This window comes from Hoeflea algicola, assembly GCF_026619415.1.
GTDB lineage: Bacteria > Pseudomonadota > Alphaproteobacteria > Rhizobiales > Rhizobiaceae > Hoeflea > Hoeflea algicola.
In genome coordinates this window covers 2,303,928-2,326,521 of the sequence record NZ_JAOVZR010000001.1, presented here as the reverse complement: position 1 = coordinate 2,326,521, position 22,594 = coordinate 2,303,928, and the positions used below count along the sequence as shown (strand labels likewise).

The 22,594-nt window shown below is 59.7% G+C and carries 24 protein-coding genes and 1 tRNA gene; 13 read left to right on the top strand and 12 right to left on the bottom strand.

Going from position 1 to position 22,594, the window contains the following annotated elements; all coding sequences use genetic code 11:
- From OEG84_RS11430 to OEG84_RS11420, 3 genes are read left to right on the top strand one after another with little or no spacing between them, the layout of a single operon-like run.
- On the top strand, nucleotides 1–1,518 hold the full coding sequence (locus OEG84_RS11430) for a hypothetical protein (protein WP_267653875.1): 1,518 nt from the start codon (nucleotides 1–3) through the stop codon (nucleotides 1,516–1,518).
- A complete protein-coding gene (locus tag OEG84_RS11425) occupies nucleotides 1,515–4,352 on the top strand; it encodes a hypothetical protein (RefSeq protein WP_267653874.1) in 2,838 nt (945 codons plus the stop codon). Before OEG84_RS11430 ends, OEG84_RS11425 begins: the two co-directional genes overlap by 4 nt.
- A complete protein-coding gene (locus OEG84_RS11420) occupies nucleotides 4,342–4,974 on the top strand; it encodes a M15 family metallopeptidase (protein ID WP_267653873.1) in 633 nt (210 codons plus the stop codon). Before OEG84_RS11425 ends, OEG84_RS11420 begins: the two co-directional genes overlap by 11 nt.
- Before the next feature lie 4 nt (nucleotides 4,975–4,978).
- Here the strand turns inward: OEG84_RS11420 and OEG84_RS11415 are convergent, their stop codons facing one another.
- The 3 genes from OEG84_RS11415 to OEG84_RS11405 are packed head-to-tail and all read right to left on the bottom strand — an operon-like array spanning nucleotide 4,979 to nucleotide 5,938.
- A complete protein-coding gene (locus OEG84_RS11415; RefSeq protein WP_267653872.1) occupies nucleotides 4,979–5,269 on the bottom strand; it encodes a hypothetical protein in 291 nt (96 codons plus the stop codon).
- 12 nt (nucleotides 5,270–5,281) lie between these two features.
- On the bottom strand, nucleotides 5,282–5,638 hold the full coding sequence (locus OEG84_RS11410; RefSeq protein ID WP_267653871.1) for an ETC complex I subunit: 357 nt from the start codon (nucleotides 5,636–5,638) through the stop codon (nucleotides 5,282–5,284).
- A gap of 15 nt (nucleotides 5,639–5,653) precedes the next feature.
- A complete protein-coding gene (locus tag OEG84_RS11405; protein ID WP_267653870.1) occupies nucleotides 5,654–5,938 on the bottom strand; it encodes a hypothetical protein in 285 nt (94 codons plus the stop codon).
- 134 nt (nucleotides 5,939–6,072) lie between these two features.
- On the opposite strand from OEG84_RS11405, the gene OEG84_RS11400 reads away from it, so the two are divergent.
- Nucleotides 6,073–6,225, top strand: a complete 153-nt coding sequence (locus tag OEG84_RS11400; protein WP_267653869.1) for a hypothetical protein — start codon at nucleotides 6,073–6,075, stop codon at nucleotides 6,223–6,225.
- Nucleotides 6,226–6,240: 15 nt separating this feature from the next.
- Nucleotides 6,241–6,501, top strand: coding sequence for a hypothetical protein (locus OEG84_RS11395; protein ID WP_267653868.1), 261 nt, complete (start codon nucleotides 6,241–6,243; stop codon nucleotides 6,499–6,501).
- Between the two features lie 84 nt (nucleotides 6,502–6,585).
- On the opposite strand, the gene OEG84_RS11390 is transcribed toward OEG84_RS11395, so the two are convergent.
- Nucleotides 6,586–7,236, bottom strand: coding sequence for a hypothetical protein (locus tag OEG84_RS11390; protein WP_267653867.1), 651 nt, complete (start codon nucleotides 7,234–7,236; stop codon nucleotides 6,586–6,588).
- 69 nt (nucleotides 7,237–7,305) lie between these two features.
- Here OEG84_RS11390 and OEG84_RS11385 point away from each other — a divergent pair, with 69 nt between their 5' ends.
- The 3 genes from OEG84_RS11385 to OEG84_RS11375 all read left to right on the top strand — a co-directional run bounded on the left by OEG84_RS11385 (nucleotide 7,306) and on the right by OEG84_RS11375 (nucleotide 8,319).
- Nucleotides 7,306–7,491, top strand: a complete 186-nt coding sequence (locus OEG84_RS11385) for a hypothetical protein (protein WP_267653866.1) — start codon at nucleotides 7,306–7,308, stop codon at nucleotides 7,489–7,491.
- Between the two features lie 18 nt (nucleotides 7,492–7,509).
- Nucleotides 7,510–7,692, top strand: coding sequence for a hypothetical protein (locus tag OEG84_RS11380; protein WP_267653865.1), 183 nt, complete (start codon nucleotides 7,510–7,512; stop codon nucleotides 7,690–7,692).
- Nucleotides 7,693–7,905: 213 nt separating this feature from the next.
- A complete protein-coding gene (locus OEG84_RS11375) occupies nucleotides 7,906–8,319 on the top strand; it encodes a hypothetical protein (protein WP_267653864.1) in 414 nt (137 codons plus the stop codon).
- A gap of 159 nt (nucleotides 8,320–8,478) precedes the next feature.
- Here OEG84_RS11375 and OEG84_RS11370 read toward each other — a convergent pair.
- Together OEG84_RS11370 and cpdR are read right to left on the bottom strand one after the other, a co-directional pair.
- Nucleotides 8,479–8,553, bottom strand: a tRNA-Val gene (locus OEG84_RS11370).
- 183 nt (nucleotides 8,554–8,736) lie between these two features.
- Nucleotides 8,737–9,102: a cell cycle two-component system response regulator CpdR gene (gene cpdR / locus OEG84_RS11365; protein WP_267653863.1), complete on the bottom strand. Its 366-nt coding sequence runs from the start codon at nucleotides 9,100–9,102 to the stop codon at nucleotides 8,737–8,739.
- Between the two features lie 217 nt (nucleotides 9,103–9,319).
- On the opposite strand from cpdR, the gene OEG84_RS11360 reads away from it, so the two are divergent.
- Together OEG84_RS11360 and hisN are read left to right on the top strand one after the other, a co-directional pair.
- The gene (locus OEG84_RS11360; RefSeq protein ID WP_267653862.1) at nucleotides 9,320–10,198 is read left to right on the top strand and encodes an N-formylglutamate amidohydrolase; all 879 of its coding nucleotides are present in this window, start codon (nucleotides 9,320–9,322) and stop codon (nucleotides 10,196–10,198) included.
- 344 nt (nucleotides 10,199–10,542) lie between these two features.
- Entirely contained in the window at nucleotides 10,543–11,322 is a 780-nt protein-coding gene (gene hisN, locus OEG84_RS11355) for a histidinol-phosphatase (RefSeq protein WP_267653861.1), read from the top strand.
- Here the strand turns inward: hisN and OEG84_RS11350 are convergent.
- Nucleotides 11,306–12,304, bottom strand: coding sequence for an alpha/beta hydrolase (locus OEG84_RS11350; protein ID WP_267653860.1), 999 nt, complete (start codon nucleotides 12,302–12,304; stop codon nucleotides 11,306–11,308). The two genes, hisN and OEG84_RS11350, sit on opposite strands and share 17 nt — an antisense overlap.
- 375 nt (nucleotides 12,305–12,679) lie before the next feature.
- On the opposite strand from OEG84_RS11350, the gene OEG84_RS11345 reads away from it, so the two are divergent.
- Entirely contained in the window at nucleotides 12,680–13,147 is a 468-nt protein-coding gene (locus tag OEG84_RS11345; RefSeq protein ID WP_267653859.1) for an Hsp20 family protein, read from the top strand.
- Nucleotides 13,148–13,314: 167 nt separating this feature from the next.
- Here OEG84_RS11345 and OEG84_RS11340 read toward each other — a convergent pair whose 3' ends face one another.
- The 5 genes from OEG84_RS11340 to OEG84_RS11320 all read right to left on the bottom strand — a co-directional run bounded on the left by OEG84_RS11340 (nucleotide 13,315) and on the right by OEG84_RS11320 (nucleotide 17,155).
- A complete protein-coding gene (locus OEG84_RS11340; protein ID WP_267653858.1) occupies nucleotides 13,315–13,905 on the bottom strand; it encodes a DoxX family protein in 591 nt (196 codons plus the stop codon).
- Between the two features lie 5 nt (nucleotides 13,906–13,910).
- On the bottom strand, nucleotides 13,911–14,705 hold the full coding sequence (locus OEG84_RS11335; protein WP_267653857.1) for an HvfC/BufC N-terminal domain-containing protein: 795 nt from the start codon (nucleotides 14,703–14,705) through the stop codon (nucleotides 13,911–13,913).
- On the bottom strand, nucleotides 14,692–15,612 hold the full coding sequence (bufB, locus tag OEG84_RS11330) for an MNIO family bufferin maturase (protein ID WP_267653856.1): 921 nt from the start codon (nucleotides 15,610–15,612) through the stop codon (nucleotides 14,692–14,694). Before bufB ends, OEG84_RS11335 begins: the two co-directional genes overlap by 14 nt.
- Nucleotides 15,613–15,640: 28 nt before the next feature.
- Nucleotides 15,641–15,946, bottom strand: a complete 306-nt coding sequence (locus OEG84_RS11325; protein WP_267653855.1) for a BufA1 family periplasmic bufferin-type metallophore — start codon at nucleotides 15,944–15,946, stop codon at nucleotides 15,641–15,643.
- A 159-nt stretch (nucleotides 15,947–16,105) separates the two neighbouring features.
- On the bottom strand, nucleotides 16,106–17,155 hold the full coding sequence (locus tag OEG84_RS11320) for a threonine aldolase family protein (protein ID WP_267653854.1): 1,050 nt from the start codon (nucleotides 17,153–17,155) through the stop codon (nucleotides 16,106–16,108).
- On the opposite strand from OEG84_RS11320, the gene OEG84_RS11315 reads away from it, so the two are divergent.
- Nucleotides 17,154–17,522 carry a hypothetical protein gene (locus OEG84_RS11315; RefSeq protein WP_267653853.1) on the top strand — a complete coding sequence of 123 codons (369 nt, stop codon included), beginning with the start codon at nucleotides 17,154–17,156 and terminating at the stop codon, nucleotides 17,520–17,522. The genes OEG84_RS11320 and OEG84_RS11315 overlap by 2 nt on opposite strands.
- 326 nt (nucleotides 17,523–17,848) lie before the next feature.
- Nucleotides 17,849–22,570 carry a glutamate synthase large subunit gene (gene gltB / locus OEG84_RS11310; protein WP_267653852.1) on the top strand — a complete coding sequence of 1,574 codons (4,722 nt, stop codon included), beginning with the start codon at nucleotides 17,849–17,851 and terminating at the stop codon, nucleotides 22,568–22,570.
- Nucleotides 22,571–22,594: the final 24 nt, after the last annotated feature.

The following is a 22,594-nucleotide window of genomic DNA, read 5'->3' as shown; positions in this document are numbered from 1 at the left end:
ATGCCAGTACGCAGCTCTGGATATTTCAACAACCCGGCCTTCGCACAGGCCGCCTCGAACCTGACGGCCTTGTTCGCCCCGCCTAGCGGAGCGGACGCCGCAGGATGGGCCAACGCCAACGCGAAGAAGGCCGAAGCTGCACGGCTGCAGATGCTGTTCGACAACCCGAACGATCCGAATTTCGACCGCCGCAACATCGCCGTGGGCAACTACAACCCGACGCAGTCCTTTTACGCACAGGACCAGAACAACGCGACCACGATGCGCGGGCAGGACGTGACAGCGGCTACCTCTCGCAGCAACAACGCCGCGGACAATGTGCGCGCGCTGACCGAGCGGCAGATGCAGGAGGCCGCCGCCATGGAGCGGCTTGGCATCACCAACGCTACCGACATGCGCGGGCAGGACATCACCGCCAACACCTCACTCACGAACAACGCTGCGGACAATGCGCGGGCGCTGCAGGCGAACCAGCAAGACAATCTGACAAAGTTGTTCGGCCCGCTTAACGAGGGGCAGGTGCGTCCTGATATCCCGCCGGAGATCGCGGCTGCGCTCGGGCTCGATCAAGGCCTTCCGGCTGTGCAGGGAAACGCCGCGCCGCTCACCGAAACGGAAGTAGTAGGGCAGAACCAGCAGCGGCTGATCGACAGCGGCCAGCTTACCGACCAGATGCTGCTCGACAACATCATGGGTAAGCAGTCGCCCGTCGAGGCGGTCGGCCCGAATGGCGAGCCGGTATTCATGAACCCCGGAGCTGCCGTGCGCACGGGGGCGGAAGCGTTCATCAACAAGGGTGCGGAAGCCGCGCTCACCAACGGGATGGCCGTCGTCAATGGGCGGAACGTCGCAGTTGTGCAGGACCGCGCCACCGGCAAATGGGTTGAGGCGCAGACCGGCACGCCGATCCCGGCAGGTATCGAAGTGCTCAAGCCGTCGCAGGTCACAGGCTCCGCAGATGAGGTCGGTCTCACCACCGGCACGAAGAGCGACGTGCAGAAGAATATTCTGGCGATCGACGAAACTGTGGCTACCGCTACAACGCTCCGCGACCTGATCGCCGCCAATCCTTCTTCGCAAGGTATTGTCGGGTCGGTGCGGAAGCTGGCGCAGAACCTGTTCCAGACCGCCAACGAGCTAGGCCAGAACGCCGGCCCCGGCGTGAAGCAGATCACCGACGCGGTGCAGCAAGGCCTTCTGGATCAGGACACTGCCGCGCAGTATTTTGACCCGGGCCTGGAAGCCATCGATCTGCTGACGAACTACCTCGCATGGCAGTACGCCAAGACGATGGGCGGCGATCGCGTGTCCAACGAGCAGTTGAAGCAGGCCCGCGACGCTATCGGGGGCTCCGGCCTTCTCGCCAACAACGCGGCGTCCGCCGTGCGGCTTAACCAGATCATCGAGCAGATGGGCGCGCAGCGCAACCGTCTCGGCGCTTACGCTCCGGACATGAAGGCTGCGCCGGTCGCGGGCGCGCGCCGAAGGTTCAACCCGGCCACAGGGCAGATTGAATGACAGAGATCGAAGCACCTGACGGCTCCATTGTCGAGTTTCCGGACGGCACCCCGGATGACGTGATCATCCGCGCCATGAAGCAGGCATACCCGGCACCGGCCGCCGCGCAGCCAGCGCCAGAAGATGCGCGCGGTGTTCCTGCCGCAGCGCCGGCACCGGCCACACCCGCAGCAGAGCCATCCATGGCTGACATGATCATGGATGGCGCCGGCGCTGTTGGCGGCGTGCTTGATCAGGGCGCTCGTGGCGTGGCCGAAGGTGTGACCAATATACTCGGCCTCCCCCGCATGCTGATGGAGGGCAAGAACTACCTCGTCGGTAGGGGCCTATCCGCTGTCGGCGTGCCGGAAGACACTGCTGATTTCATCGCCAATCTCGACCCGTCGCGCTTCCTTCTGCCGAGCGCGGAAGGCATGCAGCACGCGGGCGATAGCGTCAACAATGCGATCGCCGACACCGTCGGCGTCAACCGCCCGCAGACCGAGCCAGATAACGTGGCCGAGCGCTTCAGCAACCGGATCGGGCAGGAGATCGGGGCAGGCGGCCTTATGGCTGGCGGTGTGCTTGGCAAAGCCGCGAGTATGCGTGCAGCACTCGGCGAGGCTGCACCGGCTGCCGCGCGCTCGGGCGGCAAGTTGTCGCAGATGTTTATCGAGCCGGCGGTGGTCAACCCCGGCACCTATCTCGGCAAGGAGATGTCAGCGGCTACGGCAGCCGGCGCAGGCGCAGCGACGGCCAACGAGGTGTTCCCCGACAGCCCGTACGCTGATTTGGCCGGGGCTGTTCTAGGCGTCGGCGGTGCTTCGCTAGGCGGCAAGGCCGTGCGCAGCATCGGCGAGATGGGTAAGGCCGTCATGGGCTCGCCCGGCTATGTCGACGATGTGGTGCGCAACAGCGTAGCCGACCGGCTCGTGGAAGCAGCAGGTGTTCGTGCAGCACCGGGCCAAGCCCCGGACACAACCGATCTGGTCAATTCTATCATGGATGGCCCGCGCATCGATCAGCAGATCCCCGGCGCTCGCGAAAGCCTGGCAGACCGGACCCGCAATCCGGGCATCGGTTCGCTGGAGTATTCCCGGCAGTCCGGCCCGAACGCCGGAGAGTTCAACGCCCGGCGCCAGCAGAACGCCCGCGCGGTCGACACCGCCATCAGCGCCAACGCTCCGGATGGCAACCCGGCCAATCTGCGGAGTGAGCTGGCGCTTGAACGCGACCGGCAGATCACCGACGCCAGCACGCTCGCCACCAATGCGCAGGACGACGCCGCGCGAGCCGTCGAGCCGATCACGCCGAAGGGCACAGCCTCGATGCGCGGCAACACGGTCCGCGCCGCGCTGGAAGAAGCGCGCGATGCAGCCCGCGCTCGCACGTCGGCGGCCTACCAGAACGCAGACATCACGGGCCAGCCGATTGAAGCCGAAGGGCTTATCAACGCGATCGACAGCGTGACATCGCGCATGCCGCAGGCGGATCAAGCGAACCTGCCGGAAGCCCTGATCGGGCGGCTGCAGCGTCTCGGTGATGACCCGGCCACAATGGCCGAAGCCACGGCGCTGCGCTCCGAGCTGCAGCAGATGGGCGTCGCCGCCAGCAAGAAGCCGGGCGGGCGCAACGAAGCGCGCGTGCTCGGCCAGGTCGAAGCGGCCGTTGACGATTTCATCTTCGGAAATCTCCCGTCGGACCAGCAGGGCGCATTGCGTGAAGCGCGGGCGGCCCGTCATGCGGAAGGCAGCTCGTTCGATCGTGTCGGAGATCCGGTGCAGCGTGCGCTGGCTCAGAACGACGCCGGCTACAAGCTTGGCGACGAGAATGTAGCCAAAAGCTTCACCCGCACGCAGGCCATGGATCGGCTCTTTCAAGAGGCCGACACGCCGGAAACCCGCGCGGCGATCCGCGACGAGATGCTGACGAGCGCCGACACGTCTCGCGCTGACAAGCTGCAAAGCTTCATCGATACGAACAGCGAGCAGATCGAACGCTTCCCCGGCTTGCGCGACGAATTGTCGCAGGTTGCGAAAGCCCGCGGCGACGAGGCAACGGCTGCTGCTCGCAAGACCGATCTGGAGCGTACGCTCGGAACGGACGAGAAGCCGGGGCGCAGCACAGTCGGAAAGTATCTTCAATACAGCGACGCCAATTCAGACAAGGCGATCCGCGAAGTGCTGTCAGCCAAAGACCCGAAGGCCGCAGCGGACGAACTGCTGACTTTCGTTGGTGACGATCCGGCGGCCGTTCAAGGTGCGCGCAAAGCATTGTGGGAAAATATGTCCAAGGCAGCGCGGCGCACTGGCGAAACCACCAAGGACGTGACCGGCGCGCAGGAGTGGATGCCCGAGAAGCTGAAGAACTGGCTGGCCGATCCGCGCAACCGTGAGGTGGCCGAACGCTTCTACAAGGATGACCCCGAGCACATCACCAACCTGCAGAAGATCGCTGATGCGCTGCAGGGGCTTGATCTCCGGAACAGCGCCAAGGTGCCGAATAACTCCGGCACTGCGCAATCGGCGCTGCCATCGGTCGAGACGCTAGGCTCTATGGGGTTGGCCTATAAGCGCGGTCAAATCGGCCCCGCTTTCATCGTGACGCGGCTAGGTGCTGTGATCGCCCGCCGCAGTGTCAAGGCTGCTCGCGCCGGCGCGATCGAGAAGATGCTGGATGATGCGCTTCTCAACCCGGACGCCGCGGCGCTGCTGCTCAAGGAAAACAACCCGGCGAACCGGGCGGCCTTGGCGCGCCGGGCGAAGACGTGGTTCGGGGCTGAAGCCGCCAAGATCATGAACGCGCTCTCGGCTGACGATGAGACAGACATGGAGAAAGCAGTCAATGGCCGATAACCCGCTCTCCCGTTTTGCCGTTGGCGGCGCCACCCGACCGGACAGCTTCTCCGGCATGCAGCCGGAATTTGCGTCTGCGCTGCAACAGATGTTCGAAAGCGCCCCGCCAGATATCCAGCAGCAGCTTCGGGTCGGATCGGGCTTCCGGTCTCCGGAAAAACAGGCTGAATTGTGGCAGGGTGCGCTGCAGAAATACGGCTCGCCGGAAGCCGCCCGTAAATGGGTGGCACCGCCCGGGCGGTCGCAGCACAACCACGGCAACGCGGCGGATCTGAAATATCTGAACGATGCGGCGCGACAGTGGGCGCACTCGAATGCGGCCAATTACGGCCTTGCTTTCCCGTTGTCGAATGAGGATTGGCATGTGGAGCTGGCCGGCGCACGCGGCCGCGGCAGTCACGCGCCAGTTCAGGCGGTACAGGGCAGGGGTGCTGTGCCTGGCGCGCAGCCCCAAACAGGGCCGACCGCATTTGGTGATGCGGTTGCGCCGCGCGGCCCGGTTGACTTCGGTTCGGCCATCTCAGGGTATCTCGCGCAGCGCCAGCAGCGTGACGAAGAAGCTGCCGCCGAACAGCAGCGGCGGGCGCTTCTATTCGGCGGCATCGGGAGCATGTACGGGTAGCTCCTTAAGATGTTGCGGTTTCGAGGACGGCGCGACCGGCTTCGGTAACAACGCCAAATTGGTCGATCATACCGGCCCGAAACAGGGGCCACGCGCCAGCCAACCCCATCTTCTGATCCGGGTGGTCCGGATCGCGCACTTTGCGTCCATCGATCTCTTCCATAAGCACGTCACGGCCATCCTTCGACAGCGAAACAACCGCGCGTCCGGAAGCGATAAGTCTAAGCGCGCCAACCGGGGCTGGTTTCTTCATCGCGGCCTTGGCGTGGGCTATCTCTTCATCGGTAAAGTTCATCGGGCTTCCCTTTTATGCGGTGCGTGTTTCGCCGATTTTACCGCGCCCGACTTCGACGCAATCGGCATTTCGAACTTGCTTGAATTGAAATGTTGCTTCGCCCTGCTCGAGTGAACTTTTGCAGCCGTCACAAGCCTCTTGAACAGTGCCACACTCATCGCAATCGTAGAACGTTCCCTTCGTCTCGATGACATGGACATATTCAACGATGATGTCGCCCGGCTCGTCAGCCTCATAAACATCGCCCTGCGCTACCGCTTCTGCGATTGCATCCTCCTTGGTGCCGAATGGGCCGCAAGAAAAACACTCGTCATTGGAACCAGCCCACCAGCTCCATTCGTCCTGTAGATCTTTGGCCTGTACGGTCATCGGACTTCCCCTGAATTATACGGTTTCAAATTCGTCGTACTGCGCTTCACTCTTGCGCCGCGCTGCCGACCATTCCTGCTTGTCGTCAGGCCAGAAATGTTCGGCATCTGCGAGCAGTAGCGGCACCTCTGACGGGTTTGAATTGAACTGCCTTCCGCCGCGAGCGCCACGGCAGATTTTCAAGGCTTCGTCGCGGCTATAGCGTCCGGCTTCCGCCAATGCGGAGCGGTAGCCTTTACGGTCCGCGCCCCACCAGCACTTGTGTTCGTTTGACCAGACTACATAGGCTTGATCGGTCATTGGCTTGGTCCCTATTGTTTGAAATCTTGGTTGTCATCTTCTGCTATTTACATACGCTCAAAAATAGCGTAGGTCAAATGTAAATAATGGTGTAATCTATTGCCCACCAGGGTATTGTTGGAAAAGGGCCGGGAATGGCTAAATGGGAAGACGCATTGACAGACGCGGAGAGGCAGGAGCTTGCCGAAATGCGGGCGCTACACGCCAAATCCGGCGACGTTCTGCGGCGTCTGGTCAAGAGATTGAAGACACGCGCAGAGCAACGGCTGCGGCGTGAAGCCAAATAACAGGAGGCATGAGCGATGACGAACCAAACAGCGACCAGTGCAGCAATCGAGCAAGCCCGCGTAGAAGCCGGGCTTGGCCACCCGCCGCAAGGGATCGAGACTGAGGAGGATTATCTAAAATGGGCGCTTGCCGAGATCCAAAAGAAAGCGCGACGAGATGCAGAACCGTTCATGAAACGGTTGATGCAGCTAGAAAGCCGAAAGCCGCTAAAGCCGATCTTCATCCCGCTAGATCAATGGCCGGAACATCTCATCAAGCCATTGCGCGAAACATAATCGAAGGAATGATGACGACGTGATTGAAGCGAACCAAGAGGAATGACCATGGCCGGGGAACTCAGCTTAGCAACACCTGAAAACTCACGGCAGCCAAACTATGGGCGCAAGTGGGGGCCGTGGATTGATTGGGACGGCAAGTCCGAACATGGCCCTTCCATTGGATCGGATGAGCCGTTCATCCAAGTGCACCGACGCTCGCCAAATTCGCCGTGCTGGATTGTCGATGAGGCCCATCATTTTGATTGGCTGCACACCGGGTCCGGTGATGACATACTGGCGTATCGCGTAGAAATTAACTGAAAATCGAAGGAGTTCATGATGCCAGCCGATCAGTTGAAGCTTGAACGCCGCATCAGAAACCAGCGGGCTCGGATTAGGCAGTTTGAAGAACTTGGCGAGGCGCACATGAGCACATGGCGGCGTCACGCATTGGCCTATCGGAAACAGCTTCTCGATGCAGGCATTAAGCCTGGCGTGCCGTTCGCTGTCCTGCCGGGCTTGGCGAAACGTCAACAAAAATAACAGGAGACGACCATGGTGCTGCGAAAGATCAGCGAAGTCCAAGGTGAATGTGACCCGAATTGCGCTATCTGCGATGGCGAGGGGTGGGTCTGCGAGAACCACCATGACAGGCCGTGGGGTGGGATGAGTAGCCGCGAAGATGCCTGCCACTGTGGCGCTGGCGATCCGTGCGTCTGCAATCCACTGCACCATGACGGCAAGACTAAACACTAAATCGAAGGAGACCCTGTGGACCTACTCCATAGGCCACTCCACAGATTCACGTAAAAGGAGTTTGAAATGGGCCTGTCATTGAAGCGAGTGGTTTGGAAACGCCAGCCGGAAGAACAGGAAGTCGAGTATATGAAGCTCTGCACATTGTTTGGCCCGTCATGTTTCCAGCGCGGGAATGAATGGCTCTTTCTTAGAGGCGAAGACCCGATGTGCCATGCCGCCACGCCGGACGGATACGAGCGGATCAACTGAAAATCGAAGGAGCAGACCGTGAAGCTGAAAGACGAATGCTGGTACTGGGTCCAGCTTACCGACGATGACCCGGACTATAAGCAGCAGTGGCAAGTCGGCCAATATTACAGAGGCGGATTTGCGGTCATCGGAAGTGATAAGGCGTTCCGCAAATCCGATTTTCAAGCAATCGGCCCGTTGATCGAGCCGCCAACATCTTAGGAGTTTCCGATGGCCATGTCTCACAGCAAATTTGCAATGCAGGCCGCGTACCTGGCGAGCCGATCCGCATCATGGGCTGGCGAGTGCGCTGACAATCTTGGTGAGCCAGAGCAACCAATGCGGGATGATAGCGTAGAGCGTTATTTGATAATGTTGCGAGAGACGGCAGACCGCATCGAACAGATGCACAACGAAAAATCTTAGGAGTTTCCGATGGCGGAGAATATGACGGCAATCGCGATGATGAAGGACCAGAAGCGCACAGCGTTGGAAGCGGCGATGCACCACATACTGCATAGAATGCGCCGCTTTATGCGGGCATATCCGGCGCGGCAGGAAGACAAGATGCCGGAGCACGATCTCGTTTGGGTGTCAGAAATAAACGGCGAAGGCCCGGCTCTCGAAATTCTGGAAGCAAATAAATGCAATCCGGCTTTGTGGCTTGATGCCATTCCTGCTGGTGTCTGCATCGTGCCAAAGTCCGCACTGAAAAGCGCCGGCCTGTCGGACGAAATGGTCGAATACTTCGCTTTGATGGGCAGCGCTACAGTCGCAAACCATGCCGCATACCGCAAGCAGCAGCAACAGCAGGACCGGGCAGAGTACGAAGCGAAATATCAGCCGTAAATCGAAGGAGCCCTCGCAGGCTTCGACGTAGAAAAGCCCCGCAGCGGTTCAACGCTGCGGGGCTTTTGACTTGCAAAATGACTACCAAATTGTCGATGTAGGCTGACCGTAGCCTGTCGGATGAGGGCTAGAAATCTTTTATCTTTCAAGGGGTTCGGATGGTGGGCGTAACAGGGATTGAACCTGTGACCCCTACAATGTCAATGTAGTGCTCTCCCGCTGAGCTATACGCCCATCCGATGTCGCGCATACACCACAGAAAGCCCTGTGCCGTCAACATCAAAAGAGCGTGATTTTCACGGGCGGCGGAGTTGCGCTGTGCGAAGCTGCGGGTGACGGCGCGGGAGACCGCCAAAAGCCGTCACAATGGCCATGGCGCTGCAAGCATCCGCAACGATTCAATGGTGAGATTCTGGTTCAGGCGGCCAGGATCATCTTGTTGACTTCATCGACGAGGTCACGCAGGTGGAAAGGCTTGGAAAGCACCTTGGCGTCGCGCGGCGCTTTCGAATCAGGGTTGAGCGCAACGGCTGCAAATCCGGTGATGAACATGACCTTGAGATCAGGATCAAGTTCCGTGGCCCGGCGTGCCAACTCGATCCCATCCATCTCCGGCATGACGATATCGGTCAGTAGCAGTGTGAAGGGCTCTTCACGGAGGCGATCATAGGCGCTTGCGCCATTGTCGAAGGACCGGACATCGTAGCCGGCTTTTTCCAATGCCTTGACCAGAAACCGGCGCATGTCGTTGTCGTCTTCCGCGAGGAGAATTTTCGGCGTCATCTTGTTTCCAAACCTGTCATCATGCTCATGGAGCTTTGCCTGCTCCATCTATCGGCCATTCCAGTAAACATCCGGTGAATGATGGCATTTTTACGATGCTGTTTGTCCCGCACTGGACAGGTAGGAGGGTAACTGGCAAGGTGATTCAAGCGGTTACACGGACAAAGGGACGGATATGCGCGAAGCCGACGGGCCCGGTGGGAAAAGTGACGCAAATATGATTTCGCAGGCGGTCGCTCCCTTTGAGATACGGCGTCCGATGCAGCAAACCGAGCCCTTTGTTTTCAATTCCCCGCATTCGGGACGGGTCTATCCGGACGCGTTTCTGGACATATCGCGTCTTGACCGGAACGCCATACGTCGCTCGGAAGATTATTACGTCGACGAATTATTCGCCAGCGCTGTGCAATTGGGCGCGCCGATGCTGGCGGCCCAGTTCCCGCGCGCCTGGCTCGATGTCAACCGAGAGCCCTACGAACTTGATCCGCGGATGTTTGACGGGCCGCTGCCGTCCTTTGCCAATGTCGGGTCGATGCGGGTGGCCGGCGGTCTCGGCACGATACCGCGGCTGGTCGCCGAAAACATGGATATCTACCGGGGTCGACTCAGCGTCGCGGAGGGGCTTTCGCGGATTGACCACGTGTACAGGCCTTATCACGCCAACCTGCGCAAGATGATTGCCCAAACCCATGTCCAGTTCGGCAAGGCGATTTTGATCGATTGCCATTCGATGCCCGCCAATGTCCGGTTGGCCGGCGGCAGCGCCAGGCCTGATATCATCATTGGCGATCGCTATGGGGCCAGTGCCGCCCATGATTTGTCGTTCGCGGCGGTGTCTGTGCTTTCGGAGCTTGGCTATTACGTGGTGCGCAACAAGCCCTATGCGGGCGGCTTTATTACCGAGCATTACGGCCGACCCGGTCGCGGGCTGCACGCGCTGCAGATCGAGATCAATCGCGGGCTCTATGTAGACGAGGTGACACTTGAAAAGACCGCCGGATTTGAATTGCTGAAGGCTGATCTGTGGGAGTTCTCGGCCCGGATGATGGCGCATGTACGTGATGACCTGGTCGGCCAGCGCCTGGCTGCGGAATAGCGCCGTGGCGTTTCCGGCGTCATTCTGATCCAAACCAGTTGGGCCGCAGATCCGGATGAGAAATTCCCAGCGGTGGAAAGCAGGCAAAAAAACCGCGCTCAGGGCGCGGCAAAGTCTTGGGAGGAAACGCCCAGGAAGGGCATTCACAGTCTAAGACTGTAATGCAAATCTAATGCTGCAGTGCACAAATGTCAATATGGCTGCCCTTGGACTTTGGGCTAAAGGGCGCATTGGCGTGGTGGGACGTCTGTCGGCTTGCATTTTGCCGGCACTCGGGCGAGGACGGTGACCAAGGCGCATTGCATTCGCAAACAGCGATGCCCGCAGATCCAACGGAGTTTTTCATGCTTCCCGACTTCGCATTTTTTGACGCCATCGCCGAAGCCGCAGCCGCTGAGACATTGCCTCGGTTTCGGATGCAAACGGCAGTCGACAACAAGCAGGCAGCTGGATTTGATCCGGTTACCGAAGCGGACCGGGAGGCGGAGCGGGCAATCCGCCAAATCATCACCGCGCATTATCCGGACCATGGCATCCTTGGCGAAGAGCATGGCGATGTGGGGCTCGACCGGGACTATGTCTGGGTGATTGACCCGATCGACGGAACTCGCGCCTTCATTTCGGGGCTGCCGGTCTGGGGCACGTTGGTGGGGCTTTATCACAAGGGTCGGGCGGTGATGGGGATGATGGACCAGCCGTTCACCGGCGAACGCTTTATCGCCGAGCCGGGAAATGCCGTCATCCGGCGCCATGGGGAGATTGCGCCGATGCGCACCCGTACCGGGGTAGGTCTGGAGCAGGCGATCATGATGACGACATCGCCCTTCATCTTCCCCGAGGCGCTGCGCAGCCCTTACCATCGGCTTGAAAGCACGGTGAAGCTCGCCCGCTACGGCTGCGATTGCTATGCCTATGCCATGGTGGCATCGGGGAACATCGACCTGGTCGTGGAATCCGATCTCAAGCCGTATGACGTAGGCGGCCTGATTCCGCTGGTCGAACAGGCCGGTGGCGTGATGACGACCTGGGATGGCGGCCGCCCCGAACGTGGCGGCAATATTGTTGCTGCGGGGTCGGCGACGCTGCACGCAGCAGCGCTGGAGATGCTCAACCGGTCCGGCTGACCGTCACGGCCTCGGTTATATGGGGTGTCTCCGTGTCCTGATCCGGCGGGATGAAGGCGTCAATCGCTGCCAGCGCCGACAGCCGGTAACGGTCGGCTTCCTGCAGCAATTCGTGACGCGCGCCGTCGATGATGATCGCCCTTCCGGCGCGAAAGCGGTTGCCGAGACTCTCGATTGCCTGTGGTGCGACGATCCGGTCGTTGCCGGCGCCGATCAGCAAGGTCGGCACCTTGATCTGATCAAGATGCTCGAACTGCGTGACACGGCTCATCGCCGCCAACATTTCGTTGACCCAGCGAGCGCTCGGCGGGCCGAGCCGCAGTTCCGGATGATTGAGGTACAGATCAATGTTGCGGGTGTAGCGGGCCCGGTCAGAGGTGACAGTGTTGCCTTCGAAAGGAGGAGGAAATCGGTCCCTGCCGGTGCCGACCCAGCCAAGGCCCAACATTCTGGTCAATCGGGTGAGGGCGCGGATGGTCCACTTGGACAGCGGCTGATTGGACAATTCCACAAACGGCCCCAGCAAGACCATCCGCTCGATCCGGTTGGCAAGCCGGGGCGCTGCCGCCAGCGCCACCAGTGCACCCATCGAATGCGCAACCATGCAGAAGGGCAGGCGGGTTTCCGGCAGAACGATGGTTTCGAGAAATTTCGCCAGATCCTTCTCCAGATCTTGGAATCGGCGGAGATGCCCGCGCAGCGGATTCTTCAAAAGCCGGTCGGAGAGGCCTTGTCCGCGCCAGTCAAATGTCGCGACCCAAAGTCCACGTGCGGTGAAATGGCGAATGGTCTCGTAATATTTCTCGATGCATTCATTGCGGCCTTGCAGCAACACAACGGTGCCGCGCGCCACCGGAATGTCGGACTTGAAGATCGCGTAACGCAGGCGCTTGCCGGCGCAACCGTCAAACCAGCCCACGACGTTGTTGCCGGGAATCCGGTTCAGGTCGGTTTCGATCAACAGGGCAGCATCATCTCTCATCGTGCATCCGGATTAGGGCTTCGCCGGGCCAAGGTCAAAAGGAAAAAGGCCGGAACCACGATTGACGCGGGTCCGGCCAGGTGACCGGAACAGAAGGGACAGGATGTCCCGGTCGGTCCAGGCAGTGTTGCCCGATGCAACCGATCATCGCCGATCTGACCTGAACCGGCGCCGAACAGGTCATTCATCGCCGGTTCACCGTTTCGATACCGCCCGGCGATGCCGGATATCAGGGATCTTGAACCCGCGGCGCAGAGTTCCCACATTGTTTGTGCAGGCGCCACAAACCGGGCCTGCTGGCCGGTATGCCGCCCGTTGCGGGGCAGACCAGAGGCCAGAACGCAAACTTGTAGTCGCTCTGAAGGAGGACCCCCTATGCGTCACGTAGATTTTGCACCGCTGTATCGTTCCACTGTTGGCTTTGACCGGCTCCTGACCATGCTTGACAGCTTGGCTCAGCCCGATCAGGCGCAATCCTATCCGCCTTACAACATCGAACGCACCGGCGAGACCACATACAGGATCACCATGGCGGTGGCCGGTTTCGAAGAATCCGAGATTTCGATCGAGGCACGCGAGCATGCGCTTACCGTCAAGGGTGAGAAGGCCGAGGAAAAAGACGTCGAAGGCGTCGAGTTCCTGTATCGCGGAATTGCAAAGCGCGCGTTCGAACGCCGCTTTCAGCTCGCCGAACATGTAGAAGTAACCGGCGCTTCACTGCGCAACGGTTTGCTCCACATTGATCTGAATCGGGAGATTCCGGAAGCCATGAAGCCGCGCCGGATTCCGCTGAGCAGCGATGCCGGCGAGAACCCGAAGCAGATCGAAGCCAAAACGGCCTGATCCAATTCCCCAAGCGGAGCAGGCTGTGTGACGCTCAGGAGACTGAGCGTCACTTCAGATAAGCAAGCACCGCTCGAAGGGCAGCCTTCGGGCGGTGTTTACGTTGAGGCAATGCGTGGAACAGTTTGTGTGCGGTGCCGGTAAAAGCCAATCGCTTTGAGATGCGCTTATGCCGGAGCATAACGGCCGGGTTGCGGGCGCGCCCTGGCGAGTATGGCGTCGACTGAGAGCAGTCCCGGTCCCTTGAGGACAATTACCAGCAACGGCACCAGCCAAAGCAGGCGCTGATCGGCGATCAACCCGTCGGGAAAACGGTCAAAAAGGGTGCCAATGGTTTCGGCGCCAACCTTGTGCACGGTGATATCAACGAACGACTGCACGGCAATGAACACCATCATGCCGAGGGCCGCCACGCGCGAAAACAGGCCGATGATGATCATCAATGGCAGGATGAATTCGGCATAGGTGCCGAGTAGCACGATCAAGCCCCACGGGAAAAATGATACCGCGTCGACATCGCCGCCTGCGGCTTCCACTGCCGGCAGGACGATCTGGTAATAGGCGCCCGGCTGGATGGAAAAGAAGCCCAGAAACCCGTCTCCGACCTTGGTACCGGCCGAATTGAGGAAGTAGCCCCACAGCACTGATGCGAAGGTGAAACGGGCGACCAGCCCCAGCAGCCAGCCGTCGCCGAGTTTTTCGATGAAGCCGAAGACCCGGTGGTGCAGATAGGCGAGAAGATCAATTGCGGAACGCATGGCCGTTACTCCGTTGATGTCGCATCGGTCGAGCAAGCGGTAAACACGCCGGCATCGAGCATGGCTGAGATGGCGGAAGGCAGATCGAATTCGGGGTGCTGTTCAACGGTTTGCGCCGCCGCTGTGCCAAGCGTCGCGCCTCCGATCAGATGGGTGAAGAAACCGGCGGCTCCGGGAGGCAATGTGCGGATTTGAACATCGTAATGCGGACGAGTGATCAATCCGTCTTCTGGAACGAGCGGGCGAATGCCGTCGAGTGGGCGTTTTTCACGGTTGGCAGAAAATATCGATACCGCGGCAAACGGGCTACTGACTACCCGCGTCGCCGGGTGAGCGGTGAAGCTGATATCACCAAGCCTTTCGGGGGCAATGGCTCCGAGGCTCGCAGGCGACAAGGGCTCGGCGTCGGCGGCATGAAAGGCATCGAGCCAGGCCCGTTCCAGCCGCGCCACATCCGGCAGATAAGGCAGTTTGGCAACCGGCTCGAACCGTTCGAGGAACGCCGCAAATCCGCTGCCATACTCAAAAATGAGCGCAGAGCGTGGTGGCTCCTGGGCCAGATAGACTCGCGCCATGTCACGAAAAAAACCTTCGCCTACCAGACGCTGAACTGCGGGGAATATATCGGCGAGAGCGTTGATCAGGCTCATGGTCACATTGTTGCGGTAGACCGCAAAGCGCCTATTTGCGCCCTTGCCGCGCGGTCCGATCACACCATCAGGCACCGGCAGATCAGAATCCAGCAGGGCGGCGCCAAATGCTGTTTGTGAAGCCGCACGGGCGTGATCATCCTGTTGCATGGCGGGATCCGAGCAGGGCAGAGGGGCCGAGACGTTTGAGCACGGCATCCGCCAGCATCGCTTCGCGGCGCAGCACCGGCCATTCGGGGACGTCATTGTCCCATTCAACCAGCGTTGGCATCGCGCCGACCTGGCAGATGACCATTTCGTAGAGTTTCCAGACAGCCTCGGCGACGGGGCGATCATGGGCGTCGATCAAAAGCTTCTCGCCTTCATCATCGACATCCTCGGCATGACCGGCGAGGTGGATTTCCTGAACCAGCTCAAGTGGAAAATTGCGCAGATACTGGATAGGTTTCCAGCCGTGATTGGTGGCGGAGATGAAGACATTGTTGATATCGAGCAGCAGCCCGCATCCGGATTTTTGAGCAACCTCGCGGATGAAATCGGTCTCGCTCATAGTGGATTGTTCGAAGGCCACATAGGTGGAAGGGTTTTCCAGCAGGATCTGGCGTTTAAGCCGATCCTGGATCTGTCCGATATGTGTGGCGACGCGATCAAGTGTTTCGGCATTATAGGGAACGGGCAGCAGATCGTTGAAATAGCCGGCGTCATGGCTCGACCAGGCCAGATGTTCGGAAACCATGCCGGGTTCGTAGCGCTCGACCACTTTCGCCAAACGTTCAAGATGAGCCGGGTCAATGCCCCCTTCCGAGCCAATGGAGAGCCCGACGCCGTGAACAGAAAGCGGAAATTCGGTGCGAATGGCTGAAAGTGCGCGATGCGCGGCTCCGCCGTCGCCCATGTAGTTTTCGGCATGGACTTCGAGAAAGCCGATGCGGTAATCATCGGCAAGAATGGCGTCGATGTGGTCAGCCTTCAACCCCGCGCCCGCACGCGGCGGAAGCGGGGCATTCGGGAAACGGGGAGTCCCGACAATCGGGGTATTAGGGGCGGAATGCGCCATGTCAGGACTCCCGTTCAAATAATACCGATCAGGCCGGAATGTCGCGGGTGAGCGGCTCCAGCGAACCCATGCGGTCGCCGTCCAGGCTCATCGTTGCGCAGGTGCCTGCATCGACATACTTCCATGAATTGCCCTGAAAATCGACCTTTGAGGTTCCGGCGCAGGTGGTGCCGGGGCCTGCAGCGCAATCATTCTTGCCAACCAAGGCGACGCCATAGCACTTTTCGGTGGCGGCTGCGGCATTGTCGGTGGAGGCTACGAAGCTTGCACCGGAAATCGCCATGGCTACGGCGCCGGCGAGTGCTGAGGCACCAATAATAGATTTCTTCGACATGCTGTTCTCCTTTAGGATCATTGAACCGATATCCGGGTGGTTTTTGTCCCGGCAGGAGAAACATGACAAATCGCCACATCACTTGGAAATCAAGCGCGCGTTATCCGCCATCACTTGACCGTGAGGGTTTTGTGAACAGTCCGTCAAGCATGTGCGTGTTCAGCCGAGCAGATCGACGAAACGGTCGATATGCTCCTCGGTGGTGGCGAAGCTGGTCACCAGCCTGAGAAGCGTTTCATCCTCGCCTACCAGGTTTGGGTGGGAGCGAGGCGCGGACCATTCATAAAACAATGCGCCTTTGGCGGTTAGGTCTTTTGCCAGCGTCTTTGGAATGATCGGGAAGGTTTCGTTGGCCGCACTCAGCCAGGCGAGGCGGGCATTAGTCGACGCATCGATGCCGCGTTGCAGGCGTGCCGCCATTCCATTGGCGTGTCGGGCCAGATCGAGCCACAAATCGGATTCGAAGTAGGCGTCGAATTGGGCGGCGATGAAACGGCTCTTGGAGTAAAGCTGTGCCGCACGCTTTTGCAGGAATGCTGCCTGGCCTGCCATCGACGAATCGAGAAAGACCAGTGCCTCGGCGCACCAGCAACCGTTCTTGGTGCCGCCGAATGACAGGATATCAACGCCGAGATCAAGCGTCATCTGTGCGGGCGTGAGGTCAAGTGCGACGAGCGCATTGGCAAAACGGGCGCCATCCATGTGCAATGGCAGGCCGTGCGCCTTGGCAATCTTCGAGATCGCGCGGATTTCATCGGGCTGGTAGACGGTTCCGGCCTCGGTCGCCTGGGTCAGGGTGATGGCCACAGGCTGACCGGCATGGACAAAGCCCTGAGGAAAACGGGCAATCTCGGCTTCAAGATTCGTCGGATCGATCTTGCCTTCTTTCCCGTCCACCGGCACCAGACGCGAGCCTTGGCTGAAAAACTCAGGTGCACCGCATTCATCGGCGATCACATGGGCGTCACGATGGCAGAAACTGACGCCTCCAGGACGGCTCACAGCCGACAGAGCCAGCGAGTTGGCCGCGGTTCCTGTGCCGACGAAAAACACCGCGACCTCGCGGCCGAATATGCGGTTGAAGGTTTGTGCCACTTTTTGATCGAGATCGCCGGCACCATAGGCCGGGGTGAAGCCCGCAGAATGGGCCGTGAGCGACGCGGCAATCGCCGGATGGGCGCCGGCCCAATTGTCCGAGGTGAAGATCATGAAAAGAGTGTCTCCGGAACTTGAATTGGTTCGGCTATGGCATGATTTGATGGAAAATTCAAAGTGGCGCCCGTTTTCCCTCAGGAGCCGGTCGTCATCGGTGTTGGGTTCCTGCGAGGGTCTGCACTCGGGATCCTCCGCATGGTCAATTCGGCGCGTTATTGCTGGATTACAGGGCGATCCGCCGTATCAGGATCAGCGCGTCTGGTCGTTCCAGCGGACACTGCCAAAGGGTGCGGCGAATGGCGCGGTAACAGCAAAAGGCCGGGAAAGTGCGATGTTGCGCATCAATGTTGCTCGAATTGATGCTGTTCGGTTATTTACGGTCGTTATGCTGTTGTTTTTTGGGTTTGGTATCTTGCGCTGAAAGGTACATTCTGTCATAGAACGTACGAAATAGGACAGCCTTACTGTCCTATTTGTGTCTGCTCTGGTCATCTGGCTGAGACCAAGGCAGACGCAAGGGGATCAGGGCGCGGCGTGCGCCACTGACGATGTTGCGGCTGAAAATTGCCGCACCGCCCCCTTCTTGATGCATATGCAAACCGCGATCCGACGTTTTCGGACATGCTCAGAAACGGTGCGCAAGGCCAGGCGATAGATGTATCGAAAACGCAAGCGTCAGCCGTGAGTGGCGGCGAGATGAGATGCGCTGGAAACGACTGCGGCTGCGGTCCTGAAGGAGGAATGAAGATGGCTGACCAATCACCATCCAGAATGGACGTCAACGCTTGCGGGGCAAGTGCTCCGACCAAGCCTGCGACCACTCGCCCCTTTGGGTTGCCAGCCAAACAGGGTCTTTACGATCCGCGCAACGAGCACGATGCCTGCGGCGTTGGTTTTGTCGCTCATATGAAGGGCGTTAAATCGCATCAGATCGTTCGTGACGGTCTGTTCATGCTCGACAATCTGACCCACCGCGGCGCTGTTGGCGCCGATCCGCTGATGGGCGATGGTGCCGGGATTCTGGTCCAGATTCCGGATCGTTTCTTCCGCGAAGAGATGGCTGAGCAGGGCATTGATCTTCCCGAAGCCGGCGACTACGCGGTCGGCTTTCTTTTCATGCCGCAGGATGAAGCGCTGCGCGATCATCTCAAGGGCATTATCGCCGAAGTCGTCGAGCAGGAAGGTCAGAAGCTGCTCGGCTTTCGTGACGTGCCGGTCGACAATTCATCGCTGTCCAAAGCGCCGGAAATTGCCGCGACGGAACCGCATCACGTTCAGGTCTTCATCGGTCGTGGCGAAGGTGTCGAGGATCATGACGAGCTCAAGCGGCGGCTTTTCGTGCTGAGAAAAGTTATCTCCAACCGGGTTTATGGTGAGACAGACGGACGCGACAACGGCTTTTACTTTGTTTCGCTGTCGACGCAGACGGTGGTCTACAAGGGCATGTTTCTCGCCTACCAGGTCGACGCCTACTACAAGGACTTGAAGGATCCGCGTTTTGAATCTGCCGTGGCGCTGGTTCACCAGCGGTTTTCGACCAACACCTTCCCGTCCTGGAAGCTGGCGCATCCCTACCGGATGGTGGCGCATAATGGTGAGATCAACACCCTGCGGGGCAACGTCAACTGGATGGCGGCGCGGCAGGCTTCGGTCTCGTCACCGCTGTTTGGTGACGACATCTCGAAACTCTGGCCAATCTCCTATGAGGGGCAGTCAGACACCGCCTGCTTCGACAATGCGCTCGAATTCCTGATCCGCGGCGGCTATTCAATGGCCCATGCGGTGATGATGCTGATCCCCGAAGCCTGGGCCGGCAACACGCAGATGAGCGCCGAGCGCAAGGCGTATTACGAATACCACGCAGCATTGATGGAGCCATGGGACGGCCCCGCCGCTGTCGCGTTTACCGACGGCCGCCAGATTGGCGCCACGCTCGACCGCAACGGCCTGCGCCCGGCGCGCTATATCGTGACCAATGACGATCGGGTGATCATGGCGTCGGAAGCCGGCGTGTTGCCGGTCGATGAAAGTACCATTGTCTCCAAATGGCGGTTGCAGCCGGGCAAGATGCTGCTGATCGACATGGAAGAAGGCCGGATCATTTCCGATGAGGAAGTCAAATCGGGACTGGCAGCGAAGCACCCCTACCGGGAATGGCTTGAACGCACCCAGTTGATCCTTGAGGATCTCAAGCCGGTGGAACCGCGCGCGTTGCGCCGTGACGTGTCGTTGCTCGATCGTCAGCAGGCCTTCGGTTATACGCAGGAAGACACCAAGATCCTGATGGCGCCGATGGCGACCACCGGACAGGAAGCCATTGGTTCGATGGGCACAGATACGCCGATTTCGGCGATGTCCGACAAATCGAAGCTGCTTTTCACCTATTTCAAGCAGAATTTTGCACAGGTCACCAACCCGCCGATCGATCCGATCCGCGAAGAACTGGTGATGAGCCTTGTCTCCTTCATCGGCCCGCGCCCGAACATTCTCGATCACAAGGGAGCGGCGAAGAAAAAGCGGCTCGAAGTGCGGCAACCGATCCTGACCAATGGCGATCTGGAAAAGATCCGCTCGATTGGCCACACCGAAGACCGGTTTGACACCAAGACGCTGGACTTTACCTATGCGAGCGAGAAAGGCTCGGAGGGCATGAAGGCGGCGCTCGAGCGGTTGTGCAACCGGGCAGAAGAAGCGGTTGTTGGCGGCTATAACATCATCATCCTGTCCGATCGCCAGATCGGGCCGGACCGCATTGCCATCCCGGCGCTGCTGGCGACGGCGGCTGTGCATCATCATCTGATCCGCAAGGGTTTGCGCACCTCGGTCGGCCTGGTGGTGGAATCGGGCGAACCGCGCGAGATCCATCATTTCTGCTGCCTGGCGGGCTATGGCGCCGAGGCGATCAACCCGTATCTCGCATTTGACACGCTGCTCGACATGCATGCGCGTGGCAATTTCCCGCCGGAAGTCGACCCTCACGAAGTGGTCTCGCGCTACATGAAGGCGATCGGCAAGGGCATCCTCAAGGTCATGTCGAAGATGGGGATTTCCACCTATCAGTCCTATTGCGGCGCGCAAATCTTTGATGCGATCGGCCTGTCGAGTGATTTCGTCGATACTTACTTCACTGGTACTGCGACGACGATCGAGGGCGTTGGGCTGGATGAAGTGGCGAGAGAAACCGCCGAACGCCACGCGGGTGCGTTCTCCAATGACCCGGTGCTGGCGACTTCGCTGGATGTGGGCGGCGAGTACATGTTCCGGATGCGTGGTGAAGACCATGCCTGGACACCTGATGCGGTGGCGACGCTGCAGCACGCCGTGCGCGGCAATGCCGAGGATCGTTTCCGTGAGTTCTCCGGGATGGTCGACAAATCGACAACCGGAATGAAAGCCATTCGCGGCCTGTTCAAGATCCGCAAGGCTGAAGATGCCGGGCGCAAGCCGGTTCCGCTTGATGAAGTGGAACCTGCGGTCAACATCGTCCGGCGGTTTTCGACCGGAGCGATGTCGTTCGGCTCTATTAGCCGCGAGGCTCACACGACGCTGGCGATTGCTATGAACAAGATCGGCGGCAAGTCCAATACGGGTGAGGGCGGAGAAGAACCGGATCGCTATCTTCCATTGCTTGACGGCGCCCGGAATCCGGAACGCTCGGCCATCAAGCAAGTGGCCTCTGGCCGCTTCGGGGTGACGGCCGAGTATCTGGTCAATGCAGACATGATACAAATCAAGGTCGCTCAGGGTGCCAAGCCCGGTGAAGGCGGACAGTTGCCGGGCCACAAGGTGGATGCGACGATTGCCAAGACCCGGCATTCGACCCCCGGGGTCGGCCTGATCTCGCCGCCACCGCACCATGATATCTACTCGATCGAAGACCTTGCACAGCTGATTTTCGATCTCAAGAACGTCAATACCGAAGCCGATATCTCGGTCAAGCTGGTGTCGGAAGTGGGTGTCGGAACCGTGGCCGCCGGCGTTGCCAAGGCGCGCGCCGACCACATCACCATTTCCGGCTATGATGGCGGTACCGGCGCTTCACCGCTGACCTCGCTCAAGCATGCCGGTAGCCCCTGGGAAATCGGTCTGGCCGAAACCCATCAGACGTTGGTTCTCAACGGCCTGCGCTCGCGCATCGCGTTGCAGGTTGATGGCGGGCTGAAGACTGGCCGCGATGTAGTTGTCGGGGCCTTGCTGGGTGCCGACGAGTTCGGCTTTTCCACCGCGCCTCTGATCGCGGCGGGCTGCGTCATGATGCGCAAATGCCACCTCAATACCTGCCCGGTGGGCGTGGCGACACAGGATCCGGTGCTGCGCAAGCGCTTCAAGGGTACGCCCGAGCACGTCATCAACTACTTCTTCTTCGTCGCCGAAGAGGTGCGCGAATGGCTCGCAGCAATGGGCTACCGCAATCTCAACGAGATCATCGGCCAGTCCGAACTGCTTGCAAAGGACGACATGCTTGCCCACTGGAAGGCCCGTGGGCTGGATTTCAGCCGCATCTTTTACAAGCCTGATGCGCCCAAGGCCAAGACTTACTGGACCGAACGACAAGTCCATCCGATCGCCAACGTGCTCGACCGGAAGCTGATCGAAAAGGCGATGCCGGCGCTTGAAAACCGGGAAAAGGTCGAGTTCGACGTCGATATCCGGAATGTCGATCGCTCCACCGGCGCCATGCTGTCGGGTGAGGTGGCCAAGCGTTTCGGTCACAAGGGACTTCCCGAAGATACGATCAGCGTCAAGCTCAAGGGTACGGCCGGGCAATCGTTCGGAGCGTTCTTGGCCCATGGCGTGACCTTCGATCTGGCCGGCGACGCGAACGATTATGTTGGCAAGGGCCTTTCGGGCGGGTGCATCATCGTTCGGCCGCCGGAGAATTCGCCGATCGCCGCCGAGCAGTCGATCATTGTCGGTAACACGGTGCTCTATGGCGCCATTGAAGGCGAATGCTATTTCCGGGGCGTCGCCGGCGAACGTTTTGCCGTGCGCAATTCGGGTGCCATCGCGGTAGTTGAAGGCGTCGGTGATCACGGCTGCGAATACATGACCGGCGGACTTGTCGTCGTCATCGGCGAGACCGGTCGCAACTTTGCCGCCGGCATGTCCGGCGGGGTCGCATATGTGCTTGATGAAGCCGGTGATTTCGCGAGCCGCTGCAATATGGCGATGGTCGAGCTCGAGCCGGTGCCAGAGGAAGACGACATTCTCGAAGAGCTGCACCATCATGGCGGCGATCTGGCCCACAAGGGCAGGGTCGACGTGTCGGGCGACATGACCCGGCATGATGAGGAACGGCTGTTCCAGCTGATTTCCAACCACATGCATTTCACCGGTTCGACCCGTGCCAAGGATATTCTCGACAATTGGGCCGACTATCGTCCCAAGTTCCGCAAGGTGATGCCGGTCGAGTACCGCCGGGCACTGGAAGACATGGAACGCATGCGCATGGGTGTGGCGGCGGAATGAATCGTGGGGCAGTCATCCACCGGC

Coding starts and splice junctions, on each gene's coding strand:
- OEG84_RS11430 (WP_267653875.1), top strand. CDS start 1: ATGCCAGTACGCAGCTCTGGATATTTCAACAACCCGGCCTTCGCACAG.
- OEG84_RS11425 (WP_267653874.1), top strand. CDS start 1,515: ATGACAGAGATCGAAGCACCTGACGGCTCCATTGTCGAGTTTCCGGAC.
- OEG84_RS11420 (WP_267653873.1), top strand. CDS start 4,342: ATGGCCGATAACCCGCTCTCCCGTTTTGCCGTTGGCGGCGCCACCCGA.
- OEG84_RS11415 (WP_267653872.1), bottom strand. CDS start 5,269: ATGAACTTTACCGATGAAGAGATAGCCCACGCCAAGGCCGCGATGAAG.
- OEG84_RS11410 (WP_267653871.1), bottom strand. CDS start 5,638: ATGACCGTACAGGCCAAAGATCTACAGGACGAATGGAGCTGGTGGGCT.
- OEG84_RS11405 (WP_267653870.1), bottom strand. CDS start 5,938: ATGACCGATCAAGCCTATGTAGTCTGGTCAAACGAACACAAGTGCTGG.
- OEG84_RS11400 (WP_267653869.1), top strand. CDS start 6,073: ATGGCTAAATGGGAAGACGCATTGACAGACGCGGAGAGGCAGGAGCTT.
- OEG84_RS11395 (WP_267653868.1), top strand. CDS start 6,241: ATGACGAACCAAACAGCGACCAGTGCAGCAATCGAGCAAGCCCGCGTA.
- OEG84_RS11385 (WP_267653866.1), top strand. CDS start 7,306: ATGGGCCTGTCATTGAAGCGAGTGGTTTGGAAACGCCAGCCGGAAGAA.
- OEG84_RS11375 (WP_267653864.1), top strand. CDS start 7,906: ATGGCGGAGAATATGACGGCAATCGCGATGATGAAGGACCAGAAGCGC.
- cpdR (WP_267653863.1), bottom strand. CDS start 9,102: ATGACGCCGAAAATTCTCCTCGCGGAAGACGACAACGACATGCGCCGG.
- OEG84_RS11360 (WP_267653862.1), top strand. CDS start 9,320: ATGATTTCGCAGGCGGTCGCTCCCTTTGAGATACGGCGTCCGATGCAG.
- hisN (WP_267653861.1), top strand. CDS start 10,543: ATGCTTCCCGACTTCGCATTTTTTGACGCCATCGCCGAAGCCGCAGCC.
- OEG84_RS11350 (WP_267653860.1), bottom strand. CDS start 12,304: ATGAGAGATGATGCTGCCCTGTTGATCGAAACCGACCTGAACCGGATT.
- OEG84_RS11345 (WP_267653859.1), top strand. CDS start 12,680: ATGCGTCACGTAGATTTTGCACCGCTGTATCGTTCCACTGTTGGCTTT.
- OEG84_RS11340 (WP_267653858.1), bottom strand. CDS start 13,905: ATGCGTTCCGCAATTGATCTTCTCGCCTATCTGCACCACCGGGTCTTC.
- OEG84_RS11335 (WP_267653857.1), bottom strand. CDS start 14,705: ATGCAACAGGATGATCACGCCCGTGCGGCTTCACAAACAGCATTTGGC.
- bufB (WP_267653856.1), bottom strand. CDS start 15,612: ATGGCGCATTCCGCCCCTAATACCCCGATTGTCGGGACTCCCCGTTTC.
- OEG84_RS11325 (WP_267653855.1), bottom strand. CDS start 15,946: ATGTCGAAGAAATCTATTATTGGTGCCTCAGCACTCGCCGGCGCCGTA.
- OEG84_RS11315 (WP_267653853.1), top strand. CDS start 17,154: ATGAAAAGAGTGTCTCCGGAACTTGAATTGGTTCGGCTATGGCATGAT.
- OEG84_RS11320 (WP_267653854.1), bottom strand. CDS start 17,155: ATGATCTTCACCTCGGACAATTGGGCCGGCGCCCATCCGGCGATTGCC.
- gltB (WP_267653852.1), top strand. CDS start 17,849: ATGGCTGACCAATCACCATCCAGAATGGACGTCAACGCTTGCGGGGCA.